The sequence below is a fragment of the Geminicoccus sp. genome (genome assembly GCF_036263595.1).
Lineage (GTDB): Bacteria > Pseudomonadota > Alphaproteobacteria > Geminicoccales > Geminicoccaceae > Geminicoccus.
On sequence record NZ_DATAGQ010000073.1, the window covers coordinates 1 to 15,041 of the forward strand.

Sequence of the window (15,041 nt, forward strand, 5' to 3'; positions counted from 1 at the left end):
GCGCAGAGCGCCAACGCGATCCTCAAGCTCCTGGAAGAGCCGCCGCCCAGCACGGTCATCATCCTGATCAACCATGTGCCCGGCCGGATCTTGCCGACGATCGCCTCGCGCTGCGTCGGGCTGCGCCTGCAGCGTCTGGAGGATCCGACGCTGGCCCTGCTGCTGGACCGGGCCCTGCCGGACGAGGAGCCGTCCATCCGTGCCCGCCTGCTCCCGTTTGCCCGGGGCTCGATCGGCCGCGCCCTCTGGCTGCACGCGATCGACTTCCTCCGGCATTATGACGATATCCTTGCCGCCTGCTCGTCCGATAGCGGCCAGCGCTCCGAACTGGCAGCACGGGTCGCCGCGGCCCAGCAGGCCGCAGGCGCCCAGGCGCCCTTCGAGGTGCCCCAGGCGATCCTCCACCGGGCGCTGCAGGCTGCCGCGGGCAGGCCGCCGGCCGGGAGCGATCTGCGTGAGCAAGCGGCTCTATCGGCCGTGGCGGCGCGGCGGCCGCTTGATGCCTGGGGGGGAGCGTGGGACAAGCTCGCGAGGCTGGCAGCGCGCTTCGAGCCGCAGAGCCTGTCGGCCGAGGCTGCCGCCCTGGCGGTGGCGACCATGCTGATGGGTGATGCAGGCGAGCCGCTCGTCCTGCCGGAGCCCTGGTAGCTTCATCCGAGGATCCGATTGTCATGAGCGCGGGCGAGCGTTTCTACATCACCACGCCGATCTACTACGTCAACGACAGCCCGCATATCGGCCACGCCTATACCACGCTCGCCTGCGATGCCTTCGCGCGCTTCGCTCGGCTGGATGGCAAGCAGGTCTGGTTCCTGACCGGCACGGACGAGCACGGCCAGAAGGTCGAGAAGGCGGCGCAGGCGGCAGGCAAGGATCCCAAGGCGTTCACCGACGAGGTCAGCCAGCGCTTCCGCCACCTGGCAGACGCGATGGGCTTCTCCCATGACGACTTCATCCGCACGACGGAGGAGCGCCACTACCGCGCCGTGCAGCATCTGTGGAACGTGCTGGTCGAGAAGAACGAGATCTATCTCGGCAAGTATGCCGGCTGGTACTCCGTCCGCGACGAGGCCTTCTTCGACGAGAGCGAGATCACCGACGGCAAGGCTCCGACCGGTGCCCCGGTCGAATGGGTGGAGGAACCATCCTACTTCTTCCGCCTCTCAGCCTGGCAGGACCGGCTGCTGGCCTTCTACGACGCCAACCCCGACTTCATCCTGCCGCCGGCCCGCCGCAACGAGGTGGTGAGCTTCGTGAAGTCGAACCTGCGCGACCTCTCCGTCTCGCGGACCACGTTCAAATGGGGCGTGCCAGTCCCGAACGATCCCGACCATGTGATGTATGTCTGGCTGGACGCGCTGACCAACTACATCACGGCCCTGGGCTATCCCGACGACACGGAGGCCTGGCGGACGTTCTGGCCGGCCGATGTCCATGTCGTCGGCAAGGACATCCTGCGCTTCCACGCGATCTACTGGCCGGCCTTCCTGATGGCGGCCGACATTCCGCCGCCCCGGCGCGTGTTCGCCCATGGCTGGTGGACCAACGAGGGCCAGAAGATCTCGAAGTCGGTCGGCAACGTGATCGACCCGTTCCAGCTGATCGAGACCTTTGGCCTGGACCAGACCCGCTACTTCCTCCTGCGCGAGGTGCCGTTCGGGGCGGACGGCGATTTCAGCCGCGCCGCCATGGCGCGCCGGATGAACGCCGACCTCGCCAACGACTACGGCAACCTGAGCCTGCGCGTCCTGTCCTTCATCCAGAAGAACGCCGGTGCCGCCGTGCCGGCCAGAGGCGATCTGCAGGACGCGGACCATGCCCTGCTCGATGCCGCCGCCGGTCTCGTCGCCCGCGTGCGCAGCGAGATGGAGCTGCAGGCGCCGCACAAGGCGCTGGAGGCGATCTTCGCCGTCATCGCCGATGCCAACCGCTGGATCGACACGCAGGCACCCTGGACGCTGCGCAAGACCGATTCCACTCGGATGAACACGGTCCTCTGGGTGCTCGTCGAGACGATCCGGCGGATCGCGATCCTGACCCAGCCCTTCATGCCGGCTTCCTCGGCCAGGGTGCTGGACCAGCTGGCGGTGCCCGCGGATCATCGCCAGATCGCTGATGTAACCGATCCTGCCGCGGAACTGGTGCCAGGCACGCCGCTTCCCAAGCCGGAGGGCGTCTTCCCGAAGTGGCTGGAGCCGGCATGAGCCTGGTCGACACGCACTGCCACCTGGACTTCCCGCAGCTGGCCGACCAGCTGCCGGACGTGCTGGCGCGCGCCCGTGCGGCGGGGGTCACGCGGATGATCTCGATCGGGACCCGCCTGTCCGCCTGGGAGCGCGTGCACGAGATCGCGAAGGCCAATCCGGGCGTTTACTGCACGATCGGCATCCATCCGCACGAGGCCGGCAGGGAGGCCATCGGCGACATCCGCCCGCTCCTGGCCGTGGCGGACGATCCGCTCGTGGTCGGCATCGGCGAATCCGGGTTCGACTACTATTACGACAAGGCGCCGCGTGATGCGCAGCGCGTGTCCTTCCGCACCCATGTCCATGCCTGCCAGGAAAGCGGCCTGCCGCTGGTCGTCCATACGCGCGATGCCGACGACGACACGATGGATCTGCTCGAAGCGGCCATGGCCGAGAAGCGCTTTTCCGGCGTCGTCCACTGCTACTCCTCCTCGGCACGGCTGGCCGAGCGCGCGGTGACCATGGGCCTCCATCTCGGCATCGGCGGCATCGCCACCTTCCCGAAAAGCGAGGATATCCGCGCCACGATCCGGCGGATGCCGCTGGATGCCCTGATCCTCGAGACGGACGCGCCCTATCTCGCCCCGGCCCCGCACCGGGGGAAGACCAACGAGCCCGCCTTCGTCCGCCATGTCGCGGACAAGCTCGCCGAGGTGCTGGGGCTGACGGTGCCGGAAGTGGAGCGAGTCACGACGGCCAATGCCGAGCGGCTGTTCCCCAAGATCAAGGCGGCCGACGCGAGCATGCCGGCCGCATGAGGATCACGGTTCTTGGCTGCGGCACGTCGTCGGGCGTGCCGCAGATCGGCTGCCATTGTCCTGTCTGCCTGTCGGACGACCCGAAGAACAAGCGCCTGCGCAGCTCGATCCTGGTCGAGCGGGAGGGTACTGCGATCCTGTTCGACTGCGGTCCCGACATGCGCACGCAGCTCCTGGCGGCCGATGTCGGCCGCCTCGACGCGCTGGTCTTCACCCACGCCCATGCCGACCATACCCACGGAATCGACGACGTTCGCGGCATCAACAACAGCATGGACGCGGTCCTGCCGGCCTATGGCGACGCGCTCGTGCTGGAGCAGATCCGCGCCCGCTTCGACTACGCCTTCCATCCCGATCGCCACCCGAGCGGCGGCTTTTGGCGCCCGTCGCTGGATCCAAGGCCGTTCGATGGGCCGTTCGAGGTGGGCGCGCTGACCCTGGTCCCGTTCCGCCAACGCCATGGCCGCACCGACAGCTGGGGCTTCCGCATCGGTAACTTTGCCTACTCCACCGATGCTGACTGGCTGGACGAGCAGGCGTTCGCAACCCTTGCGGGCATCCGCTGGTGGATCGTCGACTGCCTGCGCGAGCGTCCGCACCCGACCCATGCCCATCTGGACCGCACGCTCGCCTGGATCGAGCGCGTGCGACCGGAGCGGACCTGGCTCACCCACATGAACCACGAGGTCGACTACGACAGCTGGTGCAGGAAGCTTCCGGCCCATGTCCGCCCGGCCTATGACGGGTTGGTGATCGACACGGAGCGGCCATGACCGAGCTCGAGCTGGAGGAAGGCTTCTACCTGCTGCCGCGCGGCACGCTGCCGTCGCTGGTGGTCTGCCTCGAGATGACCGAGCGCCCGCCGCCCCGCCACTGCAGGCCGCCGGATGGCGTCAGCCTCCGCCATGTCCACCAGCCCGACTTGGACTGGTATCGCGCCCTGTTCACGAAGGTGGGCGAGCCCTGGGTCTGGTATGGCCGCCGCCTTTTGACCGACGACCGGCTGCGCGCCGTCATCCACGACCCGAAGATCGAGGTCCGGGTCGTCGAGCACCATGGCAGCCCGGAAGGCCTGATGGAGCTCGACTTCCGCAAGGACGGCGAGGTCGAGCTCGCCTATTTCGGCTTAGCCGATGCGCTGATCGGCAGTGGTGCTGGCCGCTGGCTGATGGAGGAGGCGATCACCCAGGCCTTCCATGCACCCATCCGGCGCTTCTGGGTCCATACCTGCAACTGGGACCACAAGGCGGCGCTGGCCTTCTACCAGCGCTCCGGTTTCAAGCCCTACCGCTTCGCCCTGGACCTGGATCCCGACCCGCGGCTGACCGGGGTCCTGCCACGCTCTGCCGGGCCGCACGCACCGATCATCGAAGCCGGTTGATTCGTTAGACGGCCAATACGACGGCTTCTTCTTCGCCATGGCGCAACCCGCCCGATCGTTCGGGGCCGCGCCTGTTCGAGCTGGCCCACACCAGCCTCACCCCCGAACCCGCACAGCCGGCTGGACCACCATGTCTGGCCGGGCCCGCTGGAGCCGCTGGTCAAGGTCCGCCAAGCGCCATGGGCAACGGGCCGGAGCCAATGGGTCAGGTCTCGACCGGCGTGTCCGGCAAGGCGCCCCACTCGGACCAGGACCCGTCATAGATCGCCACGTCGTCCCGGCCGATCTCGTGGGCCGCCAGCGCCAGGACGGCTGCCGACACGCCCGATCCGCAGGTCGCCACGATCGGCCGGTGCAGGTCCAGGCCACTCTGGTCGATCCGCTGCCGCAGCTGATCCACCGGCTTCAGCCTTCCGTCCGCCGCGATCAGCTCGCCGAACGGCAGGTTGAGCGACCCGGGGATGTGCCCGGCCCGCAGGCCCGCCCGCGGCTCAGGCTCCCTGCCATGAAAGCGGCCGCTCGATCGGGCATCGACGACCTGGACCGAGCGGTCGGTGACGTTCTGGCGCATCCGGTCGAGACCGAAGAGCAGGGCAAGGCCCTGTCCCGCACGGAACTGGCGCGCCTGTGCCTCGACCGGACCCGCCTCCAGCGGCAGCCCGGCTGCCTTCCATGCCGCCAGCCCTCCGTCCAGCACGGCCACGTCCTGATGGCCGGCCATGCGGAACATCCACCATGCCCGCGCCGAGGCCAGGAACTTTTCGGCGTCGTAGACCACGATCCTGTCGTCGCTGCCGATGCCGAGCCGCCCGACCTGCTCCGCGAACTGTGCGGCCGACGGCATCATGTGCGGCAGGCCGGAACGCTTGTCCGCGATCTCGTCGATGTCGAAGAAGATCGCACCCGGGATGTGCCGTTCCAGGTACTCGGCCCGCGCATCACGGTTCTGGGTCGGCAGGTAGAAGGACGCATCCAGGACTCGGACGTTCGGGTCACGCAGATGCCCTGCCAGCCACTCGGCCGACACCAGGGCGGATGACGACATGGCTGCCTCGCTTTCTCAGCCCGGGATCCAGCTTGGAACGGGCAGGTTCTTCGACCGGAGGAAGTCTGGATTGTAGAGCTTGGACTGGTAGCGGGCACCACTGTCGCAAAGGATCGTCACGATGGTGTGGCCAGGCCCCATCTGCTCGGCCACCCGAATGGCCGCCGTCACGTTGATGGCCGACGAGCCGCCCAGGACCAGGCCTTCCTCCTGCGCCATCTCGAACAGGATCGGCAGCGCCTCCTCGTCCGTGATTTGCACGGCATCGTCGATGCGCGCATCCTCCAGGTTGCGTGTCACCCGGCCCTGGCCGATCCCCTCGGTGATCGAGCTGCCGCTGCTCTTGAGCTCGCCGGTCTTGATCCAGGCATAGAGGGCCGCCCCCATCGGGTCCGCCAGCACGATCCGCACGTCCGGCCGCTGCTCCTTCAGGTAGTCGGCCACGCCCGCCAGCGTCCCGCCAGTGCCGACGGCGCAGGTGAACGCGTCGACGCGTCCCTCCGTCTGGCGCCAGACCTCAGGGCCGGTCGTCTGGTAGTGGCCGCGGCGGTTGGCGATGTTGTCGAACTGGTTGGCCCAGAGGGCCCCTTGCGGATGGCTGGCGGCCAGCTCCTCGGCGAGCCGGCCCGACAGCTTCACATAGTTGTTCGGGTCCTTGTAGGGGACGGCCGGCACGGGGCGGAGCTCGGCACCGGCCAGCCGCAGCGCGTCCATCTTTTCCCGGCTCTGCGTCTCCGGGATGACGATCACCGTCTTGTAGCCGCGCGCCGAGGCGACATGCGCGAGGCCGATCCCGGTATTGCCGGCCGTACCCTCGACGATGATGCCGCCCTGGCGGATCAGGCCCTTTGCTTCCGCGTCCTCGATGATGGCCAGCGCCGCCCGGTCCTTGACCGAGCCCCCCGGGTTCATGAACTCGCACTTGCCGAGGATCTCGCAGCCGGTGCGTTCGGAGGCGAGCTTGAGGCGCACAAGCGGCGTGTTGCCGATCAAATCGGTGAAGCCGGAGCGGATGCCCGTCATTGGTCCTGTTCAATCCCGCAAAGAACGTCCGGCGAAGCTATGTTCGCTCGGACGCTGCGGCAAGCTAGGCACCGCGGCTGGGCTTGGCCGGCGCGAAGAAGCTGTGGCCGCCGAGCTCGAGCGTTTCGCGTGCATTGCGGGCGAGCCAGGCCGGCCGTGGCCGCCAGGACTCCCAGAACCACACCGCCCCCTTCGTCGGGTCGCGCCCACCCTGGAACAGCAGTTCCTCGGCCACAGCCTCCGCTTGATTCCAGGCGGCCGGCTCGCTCTTTGCCGCATTCAGGTCGCCGCATGCCCAGCCGAACTGGCACTTGCCGCCGCGGGTAGGCTGCACGACCACGTCGTGGATGCCGTCGGGAAATCCCTCGCTGTGCGCCCGGTTGAGCACGACCCAGCCGACCGCCCGCATCGCATCCGGGCTCTTGCCGCGGGCCTCGTGATACATGGTCAGCGCCAGGAAATATTCCGACTTCAACGTGGGCGGGGGCGGCACCGTGCCTGGTGGAACGGCCGCCGCCGCAGCCGGTGGTGCCTGCACCTGCCCCCCGGTCGCCGCCACGAAGCCGATGGCAGTCATGCCGATGGCGGCAGCAGCCAGCGCAATGTGGAACCTCAAGACGGTCCTCCCCCCGCAAGGTCGATCACCAAGTACTTGGTGAGTTCGGCCTGGACTGCCAGGCAGCCGAGGCGACGTTCATTGATCGTCATCTCGGGGCTGCATGACACACCTGCACCAACATGTGGTCGCCAAGTCTCGTTCCGCTGGTCGAGTGTGCTACTTGATGGGTAGTTCCGATATTGCCTGGATGATGATGACCGACCCCCTGCGCGCCTCGACCAACCTCTCGAAGCTGATGACGGCTTCGGCGGCGACCATCAATGCGCGGGTGGCACGCATGGCGGCCGATCCCGCCGCCATCGCCGGCGATCCTGAAACCCTGCGCATGGTCACCGAGAAGGTGAGCGCCATGAGCGAGTCGGCCGCCAAGGGATTCGCAGCCCTGCCGGCATGGGGAGCGGCCTGGCAGCGCTGGTGGTTGGCGCGCGCCTTCAGCTTCGGCCACGATGCCATGGTCCAGGCCGACCGGCGCCTGGTGGCCGACCTGAACAGGGTCGTGACCAGGACGTCCGCCAGCATGCAGACGCCGTTCCGGCGCCGTGCGGTGGCGAACGCCGCCCGCTTCAAGCCGTGATGTCGATCCTCGTCACCGCATAGGCATCGAGTTCCACCACTTCCCCTGCCACGGCATGGGCCGGCAGCGCGGCGGCATGCGGTTCCACGCAGGCCGCCTCGAACGTGGCTGCCTCGAGCGTCCATGAACGCTGGCCCGCAACCGGCTGGCCGGCGATCCGTACCTGCTGGCGGCGGCCGGTCAGGTTGGTGAGCCACAGCACAGTCGTCCGGCCGGAGCGTACCGCCAGCGCCTGCACGTCCTGCATGCTGCTGCTGCGCACCTCGACCAAGTCCTGACTTGCCAGTGCTGCGTGCCCGGTCAGCACATGCCATGAGGGCAGCACCTGTGCCCGCCGTTCCTCCACCCAAGGTTGCCCGTGGGGCTGGCGCGTCGCGACGATGCCGGACGGTCCGACGGCGGCTCCCAGGCAAAGCGTGTCGAGCCCGTGCGGCGCTGCGATCGCGATCAGCCCGGCATACCAGGCCGCCCCGAGGATAGCCCGGTCGCGTGGATCGACCCGCGCCATGGCAAGCCGCGTCTGCTGCGGGTTCTCCAGGGGCGCCTGCCCGTAGGGGTTGTGCCGCATCGAGATCGCGGTCGGGTACAGGACGTACGGCACTTGGCCGATGATCGCCTGCGTGGAGCGGATGATCGAGGGCAGGGCCTCCAGGCCCTCCGTCACCGAGACGTCGTCCCCGGCATGGACGGTCGGGAAGATCGCGTGGCCCAGGAAGTCGAACAGGCCGCCCGGCGGCCGCTTGCGGTTGAGCTCGGTGAAGCTGCCGAAGAACCCGCCGCCGATGGCAATGCCCGGGAAGGCCTGCCGGGCCTTCTCCGCCAACGCCTCGAACGACGGCGCCTTCGGCCAGACGCTGCCGGGCGGGGTCGACTTCAGGTCGGCAGCCGGCGAGAGCGCGATCCGCTGGAAGGCGACACCAGACCGCCGCACTGCCGTCGCGAGTAGGTCGATGTCGCGTTCCAGCACGCGCAGATCGTCGGTCGGGATCCCGTCGCTGTCGCGGCAGGGCAGCACCGCCTCCAGCAGCCGCTCCCCGGCACCGCCCAGCGCGCCGAAGGCTTCCAGCTGGCGGACCGTCGTATCGAGCGAGGCGGTCGTGACCCCGTCCAGGAGCGAGAAGCAGTGGACGCGGAACGGTGCTGTCCGCAGCAGGTCGGCATGGTCCAGGGCCAGCGGCGCCAGATGGGCGGGCACCACGAGCGCCAGCTTCGGCATGCGTCCCACGACCCGGTCGCCCAGTTCGACCTGGACAGGCTCGCCCGCCCCACCGGCGCCCACGGCCGGCAGGCTGCCGTTCACGGCGAGCGTGACCTTCAGGTCGAGCCTCTCCCCCTTCGACAGCGTGTAGGGCCAGGGCAGGGCCAGCGGCCGGATATAGGTCTTGTAGGAGGCGTCCATCCAGTTGCGCTGGTCCTCCATTTCATACGCATCGCCCTCCATGCGGCAGGTGACGCGCACGCCGGGGAAGACCTCGTGGGTCAGCGAACGGATGTCCTTGAACGGCTGCACGGGATCGATGATGTCGGGAAAGCGGCTCTCGGCTGTCGTTCCATCCACATGCTCGACCGTCACCGGCCGTCCCGCGATCCCCTCCACGCCGTGCAGGACGACGAAGCCCGCCCGGTTGGTGACGAAGTCGGTGAGCGCTTCGCCCCTGACGGCGAACGACAGCGTGCCGCCAGCATCGCCGGTGATCTCCGCCTCGTAGACCAGCGTCTGGTCCTGGCCGCTGCAGGTCGCCCGGTAGCTGACCGAGAAGCCGTCGGCCCGCTGGTCGACGGCCAGATCCTCGATCGCGGGGTTGAACGTGCCCCAGTTCCGGTCCCGGGTGATCATCGAGATCGCCCGGATCGCCTCGCGGCCGCCAAGCGTGATGTGACGCAGATTGCCGCCGTCAAGGGCGCAGCTCAACGGGCCGGCCCGCAGGATGACCGGATCCTGGACGGGCTCGTCCGTGCCGAACAGGGCGATGGCGCGGCTGGCGGTGCTGCTCATGGTTCTTCTCCCGTTCAACCCTTGACGGCACCGAGCGAGATGCCGCGCACGAGGTAGCGCTGCAAGAAGGCGACCGCGATGAAGATCGGCAGGCTGCCCATCACGCTCATCGCCGAGATCTTCGCCCAGAAGTTCGACTGCCCGCCGAAATAATGGGTCACCTGGACAGGGAACGTCGTGACGGCGTTGCGGGTGAGCACCAGGGCGAACAGGAACTCGTTCCAGGCGAACACGAAGGTGAACACGGCAGTCGCGAACAGGCCGGTACGCGCCAGCGGCAGCACGATCTTCGTGAACACCTGCAGGCGCGAGCAGCCATCCACCAGCGCCGACTCCTCGATCTCCCGCGGGATCTCCTGGAGGTAGCCGCGCATCATCCAGACCACGTAGGGCAGGTTGAAGGCGGTATAGAGGATGATCAGGCCCAGATAGGTGTCGACCAGCCCCAGCTTCACGTAGAGCAGGAAGATCGGGAACACGACCACGATCGGCGGCACCATGCGCTGGGAGAGGACCCAGATCGAGAAATGGTCGCCGCCGGTGCGAAAGCGCGCGATTGCATAGGCGCACATCGTGCCGATCAGCATGGCGGCGAAGGTCGAGACCGAGGCTACCACCAGGCTGTTCCAGATCGTCCGCACGTCGCCGTCGCGGAACAGGACGGTATAGTTGCTGAACTGGATGCTGGCTGGCCACCAGACCGGCGGCGAGGCGAAGATCTCGTCCGGCGTCTTGAAGGAGATCGTGAACAGCCAGTAGATCGGGAACAGGAACAGCGCCGTGACCAGCAGGGCGGCGAGAAAGCGCAGCGTCGTCTTCACCTTGCGATCTCCACGCGCTTGAGCGCCGTCATCACGATGATGCTCAGGATCACGATGATCACGAACGCCATGGCCGCCGTGTAGCTGGTCTCGAACTGCTGGAAGCCCTGGACATAGGCATAGATCGAGATCGTCTCGGTCCGGGTACCTGGGCCGCCCCGGGTCAGCGCCCAGATCACGTCGAAGATCCGGAACAGGTCCAGGCCGCGGATCAGCAGGGCGATCACGATGACCGGCCGGATCACCGGCAGGGTGATCGACCAGAGCGTCCGCCAGAAGCCGGCCCCGTCGATCCGGGCGGCCTCGCCGAGCGAGGGGTCCACATTGGTCAGGGAGGCGAACAGCAACAGGAACATGAACGGCGTCCACTGCCAGATCTCGGCGATCAGGATGGCGGCATAGACGAAGTTCGGATCGTTCAGCCACAGGATCGTCACGGGCTTGCCCGCGAACCAGGAGACCACCTGGTTGATCGGGCCGAACCGGTTGTCGAACAGGAGCCGCCAGGCAGCACCGGCCACGATCGGCGAGATCACCGTCGGCATGACCAGCAGCGCCACGAAGATCGGCCGCCCCGGCAGGTTCTCTAGGAACAGGAGCGCCAGCAGCAGGCCCAGGATGAGTTCCAGCGGCAGGGCGATTGCGGTGAACATCAGCGTATGGCCGATGGCTTCCCAAAAGCGCAGGTCGGTCAGGAGCCGCTGATAGTTCATCAGCCCATGAAAGCTCGTATCCTCGTCGATCATCGAAATGTTCTGCACGCTGACCAGCAGCATCCAGACGAGCGGGAACAGCGCGATGAGAAGGATCACGAGCACGGCGGGCGCGATCATCGCATAGCCGAAATGGCGGTCGTGGCGGTGGACGGGTGCGTGGGTCATCGAAGCTCCGCGAGCCGGCGGTCGCGACTGAAGGCGAGAAAGACCATGGCGACCGCGAGCAGCCCGCCCAGCGTCAGGAAGACGGCGGTCCAGACCGGCGGCGCTGCGGTGGCAGCGACCTGTCCGGTCAGGACCTGGAGCAGGGCGGCACCGCCGAAGCAGGCGCCGTTGAGCAGGGTGAGGCCGCGGCCCATTTCGTGCGGCGCGAAGAACCGCCGGCCCTGCGCCATGACCATGTTGAACACGCTGCCAAAGCAGCCGATCAGCACGAGCGCCACGCTCGCCGTGGCCAGGTTCTCGGTCACCGTCAGCGTGGCGAGGGCCAGCAGCGTCACGCAGGACCCGGCCAGCACCGGCAGCTTGCGCCGGTCCGTGCGCCGCTCCACGCTCGCATAGAGCAGGGGCCCGGCGACCATGCCGAGCGACATCAGGAACAGCACGTTGCCGCGCTCGATCGCGTCCAGCCCGAACAGTTCGGCCAGATAGGGACCGCCCCACAGGCCGCGCATCGTCACCATGACGCCGTAGCCGATCAGCGCCATCGGCATGAGCGGCCAGAGATCGCCGTTGCGCGCCACCTTGAACGTGCCGATCAGCGCGCGGAGCGGATGCTCGCCCGAGGCCGGAGCGGGACTGCCGTCGCGCGTGTCCTGGACGTAGAGCCAGACCAGGACGGCCGCCAGCGCCACGATCGCCGCGACGATCACCAGGGCCAGGCGCCAGCCGAGCAGGCCGGAGAGCCACGCCAGGGGTGCCGTGCCCATCAGGTTGCCGAGGCTGCCGAGTGCCAGGACCAGCGAGGCCAGGCTGGCAAAGCGCGCCGGGTCGTACCAGCGCGTGAGCAGGACCAGCGTGCCCATGTAGACCGGAGCGCAGCCGATCCCGATCACCACCTGGGCGAGGATGCCGACCTGCAGGTTCGGTGCGACCGCCAGCAGGAGCGCGCCGGCGGCGGCGACCAGCACCATCGGCGCCACCAGACGCCGGATTCCGTACTTGTCGAGCGCGATCCCGACCGGGATCTGCATCACCGCGAACGCGATGAACCACACGCTGGACAAAAAGCCGAGGTCCTGGGGCGTCAGCGCCAGGTCGCGCGAAATCTCCGGCGCGATGACCGCAAGCGACGTCCGGAAGAACTGGCTGAGGATATAGGCGAGCGACAGGGCCGCGAGGCTCGCCAGGGGCTGCGACATGAAGCGTTCCGAAAGAGGCGCGACCGACAGGCAAGCGCGCCGCCCGGCCTCGAGGACCGGGCCGGGCGGCGCGCCATCGTCAGGCCTTTGGCGGGTAGGCGTTGGGCTTGGACGCCCAGTCGGCGTAGGCGGCCTTCTGCTTGTCGACCCCGATCCGCTCGGTGATCGTGTCCCACTGCGCCGCCACGTCGTCCAGGATTGCCTTGGGATCTTCACCCGACCACAGGCGCGAGATGCCCTGGCGGATCGCCTCCTCGTACTTGTCGGTCTGCAGGATCGACAGGTCGAGGATGCCGGTGTTGGCCGCCTCCTGCAGGGCCGCCAGATATTGCGGCGCCTCGGGCCAGCGGCTCTTGTAGGTCTCGTCGGTGAAGTGGCCTTCCCGGAACGGATCGCGCAGCGCGTAGGGAAGCTGCACGCGCTCCAGCGAGATCTCGCGCGAGTTCATCCACTGGATGAACAGGTAGGCCGCCTCCTTGTTGGCCGAGGAGGCCGACACGGACAGGGCGAAGCCACCCGCCAGTTCCGGATGTCCGCCGGGGGTGACGGCATAGCCGACCTTGCCGGCGATCGTGCTCTTCGGCACCCAGCTGAGCGCCGCCTCGTCCGTCCCATAGCCCGCCGCCCAGCGCCCGTAGGGCGGCCAGGAGATGGTCATCGCCGTATCGCCCTGAAGGAACGCAGCCAGGTTCTCGACGAAGCCGAAGCTCTCCACGCCCGGCGGCATCCACTTGTTCTCAGCGACCCAGTCAGTGAAGGTCTTCACGCCCGGCGGCGTGTTGACCGTGGCCTTCATGGTCTCCGCGTCGAAGAACACGCCGCCCTCGTTGCGGAAACGCTCCTGGAACATCCACTGGCCCTGCGCCGGGTCACGGATGAAGGCTGCACCATAGGGCTTGCCGCCGGTCACCTCGGTGATCAGCGCGCCAACCTCGTCGAACTCCTTCCAGGTCTTGGGCGGGATCGGCAGGTCGTAGCCGTGCTTGGCCTTGAACGCCTCCTGGATCTTGGGATCGCCCAGGACGTCCGTGCGGTAGTAGAGGATGAAGACGTCGCCGTCGTCGGGAAGGCCGTAGATCTTGCCTTCCACCTTCATCTGGTTGTCGCGGTAGACCGGCGCGATGTCCTGCAGTTCCTCGCCGTAACCGAACTTTTCGACATAGGAGTCGAGCGGCTCCAGCGCGCCCGCGCGCACGAGGTCGGGCATCCAGGCCGGCATGACGTTCAGCGCATCGTAGGCGCCGGTTCCTGCCCGGTGCTCCTGCAGGATCTTGGTGAATACTTCCGCGGTGGGCACCTCCACCACGTTCACCTTGATCCCGGTTTCATTCTCCCATTGCGGCCCGCTGAAGTTCAGGGGATCGAGCGCCTGCAGCCCAGCTTCCCAGACGATCGTCACCGTGCTGCCCGCATACTGCTTGGCGGCCTCGACGGCCCCCTTCGCACCGGACGTGGCGGCGAAGGATGGGCGGGCGATGGCGGCGAGTGCCCCTGCCATCGCGGTGGCTTCAAGGAATCGACGTCGTTGCATCATTTTGTTCTGCCTCCCTGCAAATGCGATCCGGCGTGACCGCCGGACCCTCGGCCTCAAATCACGCCAGCATCGACTTCACCTGGGCGAGCTTCGCCTCGAACCGGGGATCCTGCAGGACCTCGCGGTTCACCACGTTCTTGGGCTTCTCGCCGTTCAGGATCGCCTGGGCCGCCGCCACGTCGCCCGCACCGTTTCCGGCAAAGCACTGGTCGGTCCAGCAAAGGGCGTGCGGCGACACGATCACGTTGTCGAGCGTAAGGATCGGCTCGTCGGCCGGCACCGGCTCCACCTCGAACACGTCCAGCCCTGCACCTGCGATCGTGCCGTCCACCAGCGCCTGGTAGAGCGCCTTCTGGTCCACCGTGGGACCGCGCGACGTGTTGATGAGATAGGCGCTGGGCTTCATCAGCTTGAGCGCCCGCTCGTTGACGATGTGGTAGGTCGCATCGGACAGCGGCACCGAGACCGACAGATAGTCCGAACGCTGGAACAATTCTTCGAAGCCCACCAGCTCGACCCCCAGCTCCTTGGCCACCTCCGGCTTGGCATAGGGGTCGTGGGCGATCAGCTTCATCTCGAAGGGCTTGAGCAGCCGGATGGCTTCTGCGCCGATATTGCCGATGCCGAGCTGCCCGAAGGTCCGCCCGACGATGCCCATGCCCATATGGGCCGAGCGGTCGTTCCAGCGCCCCTCGCGGGTCATCTTGTCCTTGATGTAGAGCTTCTGCGAGAGTGCGAGCACGAAGGTGACGATCGACACCGCGACCGGCCGCCGGATGCCGTCCGGCGTGATCACCAGCGCGATTCCGGCTGCTGTGCAGGCCGGCACGTCCACGCTGTCATAGCCCACGCCGAACCGGCAGACGGCTGCCAGCCTGCCGTCCTTGGGCACGCTGGCTCCAGTGAACTTCGGCACCAGCAGGATCAGGACGTCATAGCCTTCCAGCCCCTCGGCCGGCATCACCCC

The 15,041-nt window shown here is 67.7% G+C and carries 14 protein-coding genes and 1 pseudogene; 6 read left to right on the forward strand and 9 right to left on the reverse strand.

All coding sequences use genetic code 11. From position 1 onward, the window contains the following. The 5 genes and pseudogenes from VHL31_RS06415 to VHL31_RS06435 form a co-directional block, all read left to right on the forward strand. A pseudogene (locus tag VHL31_RS06415) lies at window positions 1-648 on the forward strand (hypothetical protein); the annotation flags it as partial. A gap of 23 nt (window positions 649-671) precedes the next feature. Then, a complete protein-coding gene (gene metG, locus VHL31_RS06420; protein WP_329660383.1) occupies window positions 672-2,204 on the forward strand; it encodes a methionine--tRNA ligase in 1,533 nt (510 codons plus the stop codon). After that, entirely contained in the window at window positions 2,201-3,004 is an 804-nt protein-coding gene (locus VHL31_RS06425) for a TatD family hydrolase (RefSeq protein WP_329660384.1), read from the forward strand. The genes metG and VHL31_RS06425 overlap by 4 nt, the downstream gene beginning before the upstream one ends. Further along, window positions 3,001-3,777: an MBL fold metallo-hydrolase gene (locus tag VHL31_RS06430; protein ID WP_329660385.1), complete on the forward strand. Its 777-nt coding sequence runs from the start codon at window positions 3,001-3,003 to the stop codon at window positions 3,775-3,777. Before VHL31_RS06425 ends, VHL31_RS06430 begins: the two co-directional genes overlap by 4 nt. Continuing rightward, on the forward strand, window positions 3,774-4,385 hold the full coding sequence (locus VHL31_RS06435) for a GNAT family N-acetyltransferase (RefSeq protein ID WP_329660386.1): 612 nt from the start codon (window positions 3,774-3,776) through the stop codon (window positions 4,383-4,385). The genes VHL31_RS06430 and VHL31_RS06435 overlap by 4 nt, the downstream gene beginning before the upstream one ends. A 205-nt stretch (window positions 4,386-4,590) precedes the next feature. Here VHL31_RS06435 and sseA read toward each other — a convergent pair whose 3' ends face one another. The 3 genes from sseA to VHL31_RS06450 form a co-directional block, all read right to left on the reverse strand. After that, on the reverse strand, window positions 4,591-5,430 hold the full coding sequence (gene sseA / locus VHL31_RS06440) for a 3-mercaptopyruvate sulfurtransferase (RefSeq protein ID WP_329660387.1): 840 nt from the start codon (window positions 5,428-5,430) through the stop codon (window positions 4,591-4,593). Between the two features lie 15 nt (window positions 5,431-5,445). Beyond that, window positions 5,446-6,453: a cysteine synthase A gene (locus VHL31_RS06445; protein ID WP_329660388.1), complete on the reverse strand. Its 1,008-nt coding sequence runs from the start codon at window positions 6,451-6,453 to the stop codon at window positions 5,446-5,448. A gap of 64 nt (window positions 6,454-6,517) precedes the next feature. Continuing rightward, window positions 6,518-7,069 carry a cell wall hydrolase gene (locus tag VHL31_RS06450; protein WP_329660389.1) on the reverse strand — a complete coding sequence of 184 codons (552 nt, stop codon included), beginning with the start codon at window positions 7,067-7,069 and terminating at the stop codon, window positions 6,518-6,520. A 190-nt stretch (window positions 7,070-7,259) separates the two neighbouring features. On the opposite strand from VHL31_RS06450, the gene VHL31_RS06455 reads away from it, so the two are divergent. Further along, entirely contained in the window at window positions 7,260-7,646 is a 387-nt protein-coding gene (locus VHL31_RS06455; protein ID WP_329660390.1) for a hypothetical protein, read from the forward strand. Here the strand turns inward: VHL31_RS06455 and VHL31_RS06460 are convergent. The 6 genes from VHL31_RS06460 to VHL31_RS06485 all read right to left on the reverse strand — a co-directional run. Continuing rightward, the gene (locus VHL31_RS06460; RefSeq protein WP_329660391.1) at window positions 7,636-9,642 is read right to left on the reverse strand and encodes a hypothetical protein; all 2,007 of its coding nucleotides are present in this window, start codon (window positions 9,640-9,642) and stop codon (window positions 7,636-7,638) included. The genes VHL31_RS06455 and VHL31_RS06460 overlap by 11 nt on opposite strands. 14 nt (window positions 9,643-9,656) lie before the next feature. Beyond that, window positions 9,657-10,463 (reverse strand): carbohydrate ABC transporter permease, encoded by an 807-nt coding sequence (locus VHL31_RS06465; RefSeq protein WP_329660392.1) that lies wholly within the window; start codon window positions 10,461-10,463, stop codon window positions 9,657-9,659. Continuing rightward, a complete protein-coding gene (locus VHL31_RS06470; RefSeq protein ID WP_329660393.1) occupies window positions 10,460-11,344 on the reverse strand; it encodes a sugar ABC transporter permease in 885 nt (294 codons plus the stop codon). Before VHL31_RS06470 ends, VHL31_RS06465 begins: the two co-directional genes overlap by 4 nt. After that, window positions 11,341-12,540 carry an MFS transporter gene (locus VHL31_RS06475; RefSeq protein ID WP_329660394.1) on the reverse strand — a complete coding sequence of 400 codons (1,200 nt, stop codon included), beginning with the start codon at window positions 12,538-12,540 and terminating at the stop codon, window positions 11,341-11,343. Before VHL31_RS06475 ends, VHL31_RS06470 begins: the two co-directional genes overlap by 4 nt. A gap of 79 nt (window positions 12,541-12,619) precedes the next feature. Beyond that, window positions 12,620-14,074, reverse strand: coding sequence for a sugar ABC transporter substrate-binding protein (locus VHL31_RS06480; protein ID WP_329660395.1), 1,455 nt, complete (start codon window positions 14,072-14,074; stop codon window positions 12,620-12,622). Window positions 14,075-14,132: 58 nt separating this feature from the next. Further along, window positions 14,133-15,041, reverse strand: a 909-nt coding sequence (locus VHL31_RS06485) for an NAD(P)-dependent oxidoreductase (protein ID WP_329660396.1), incomplete at its 5' end; no start/stop codon positions are given.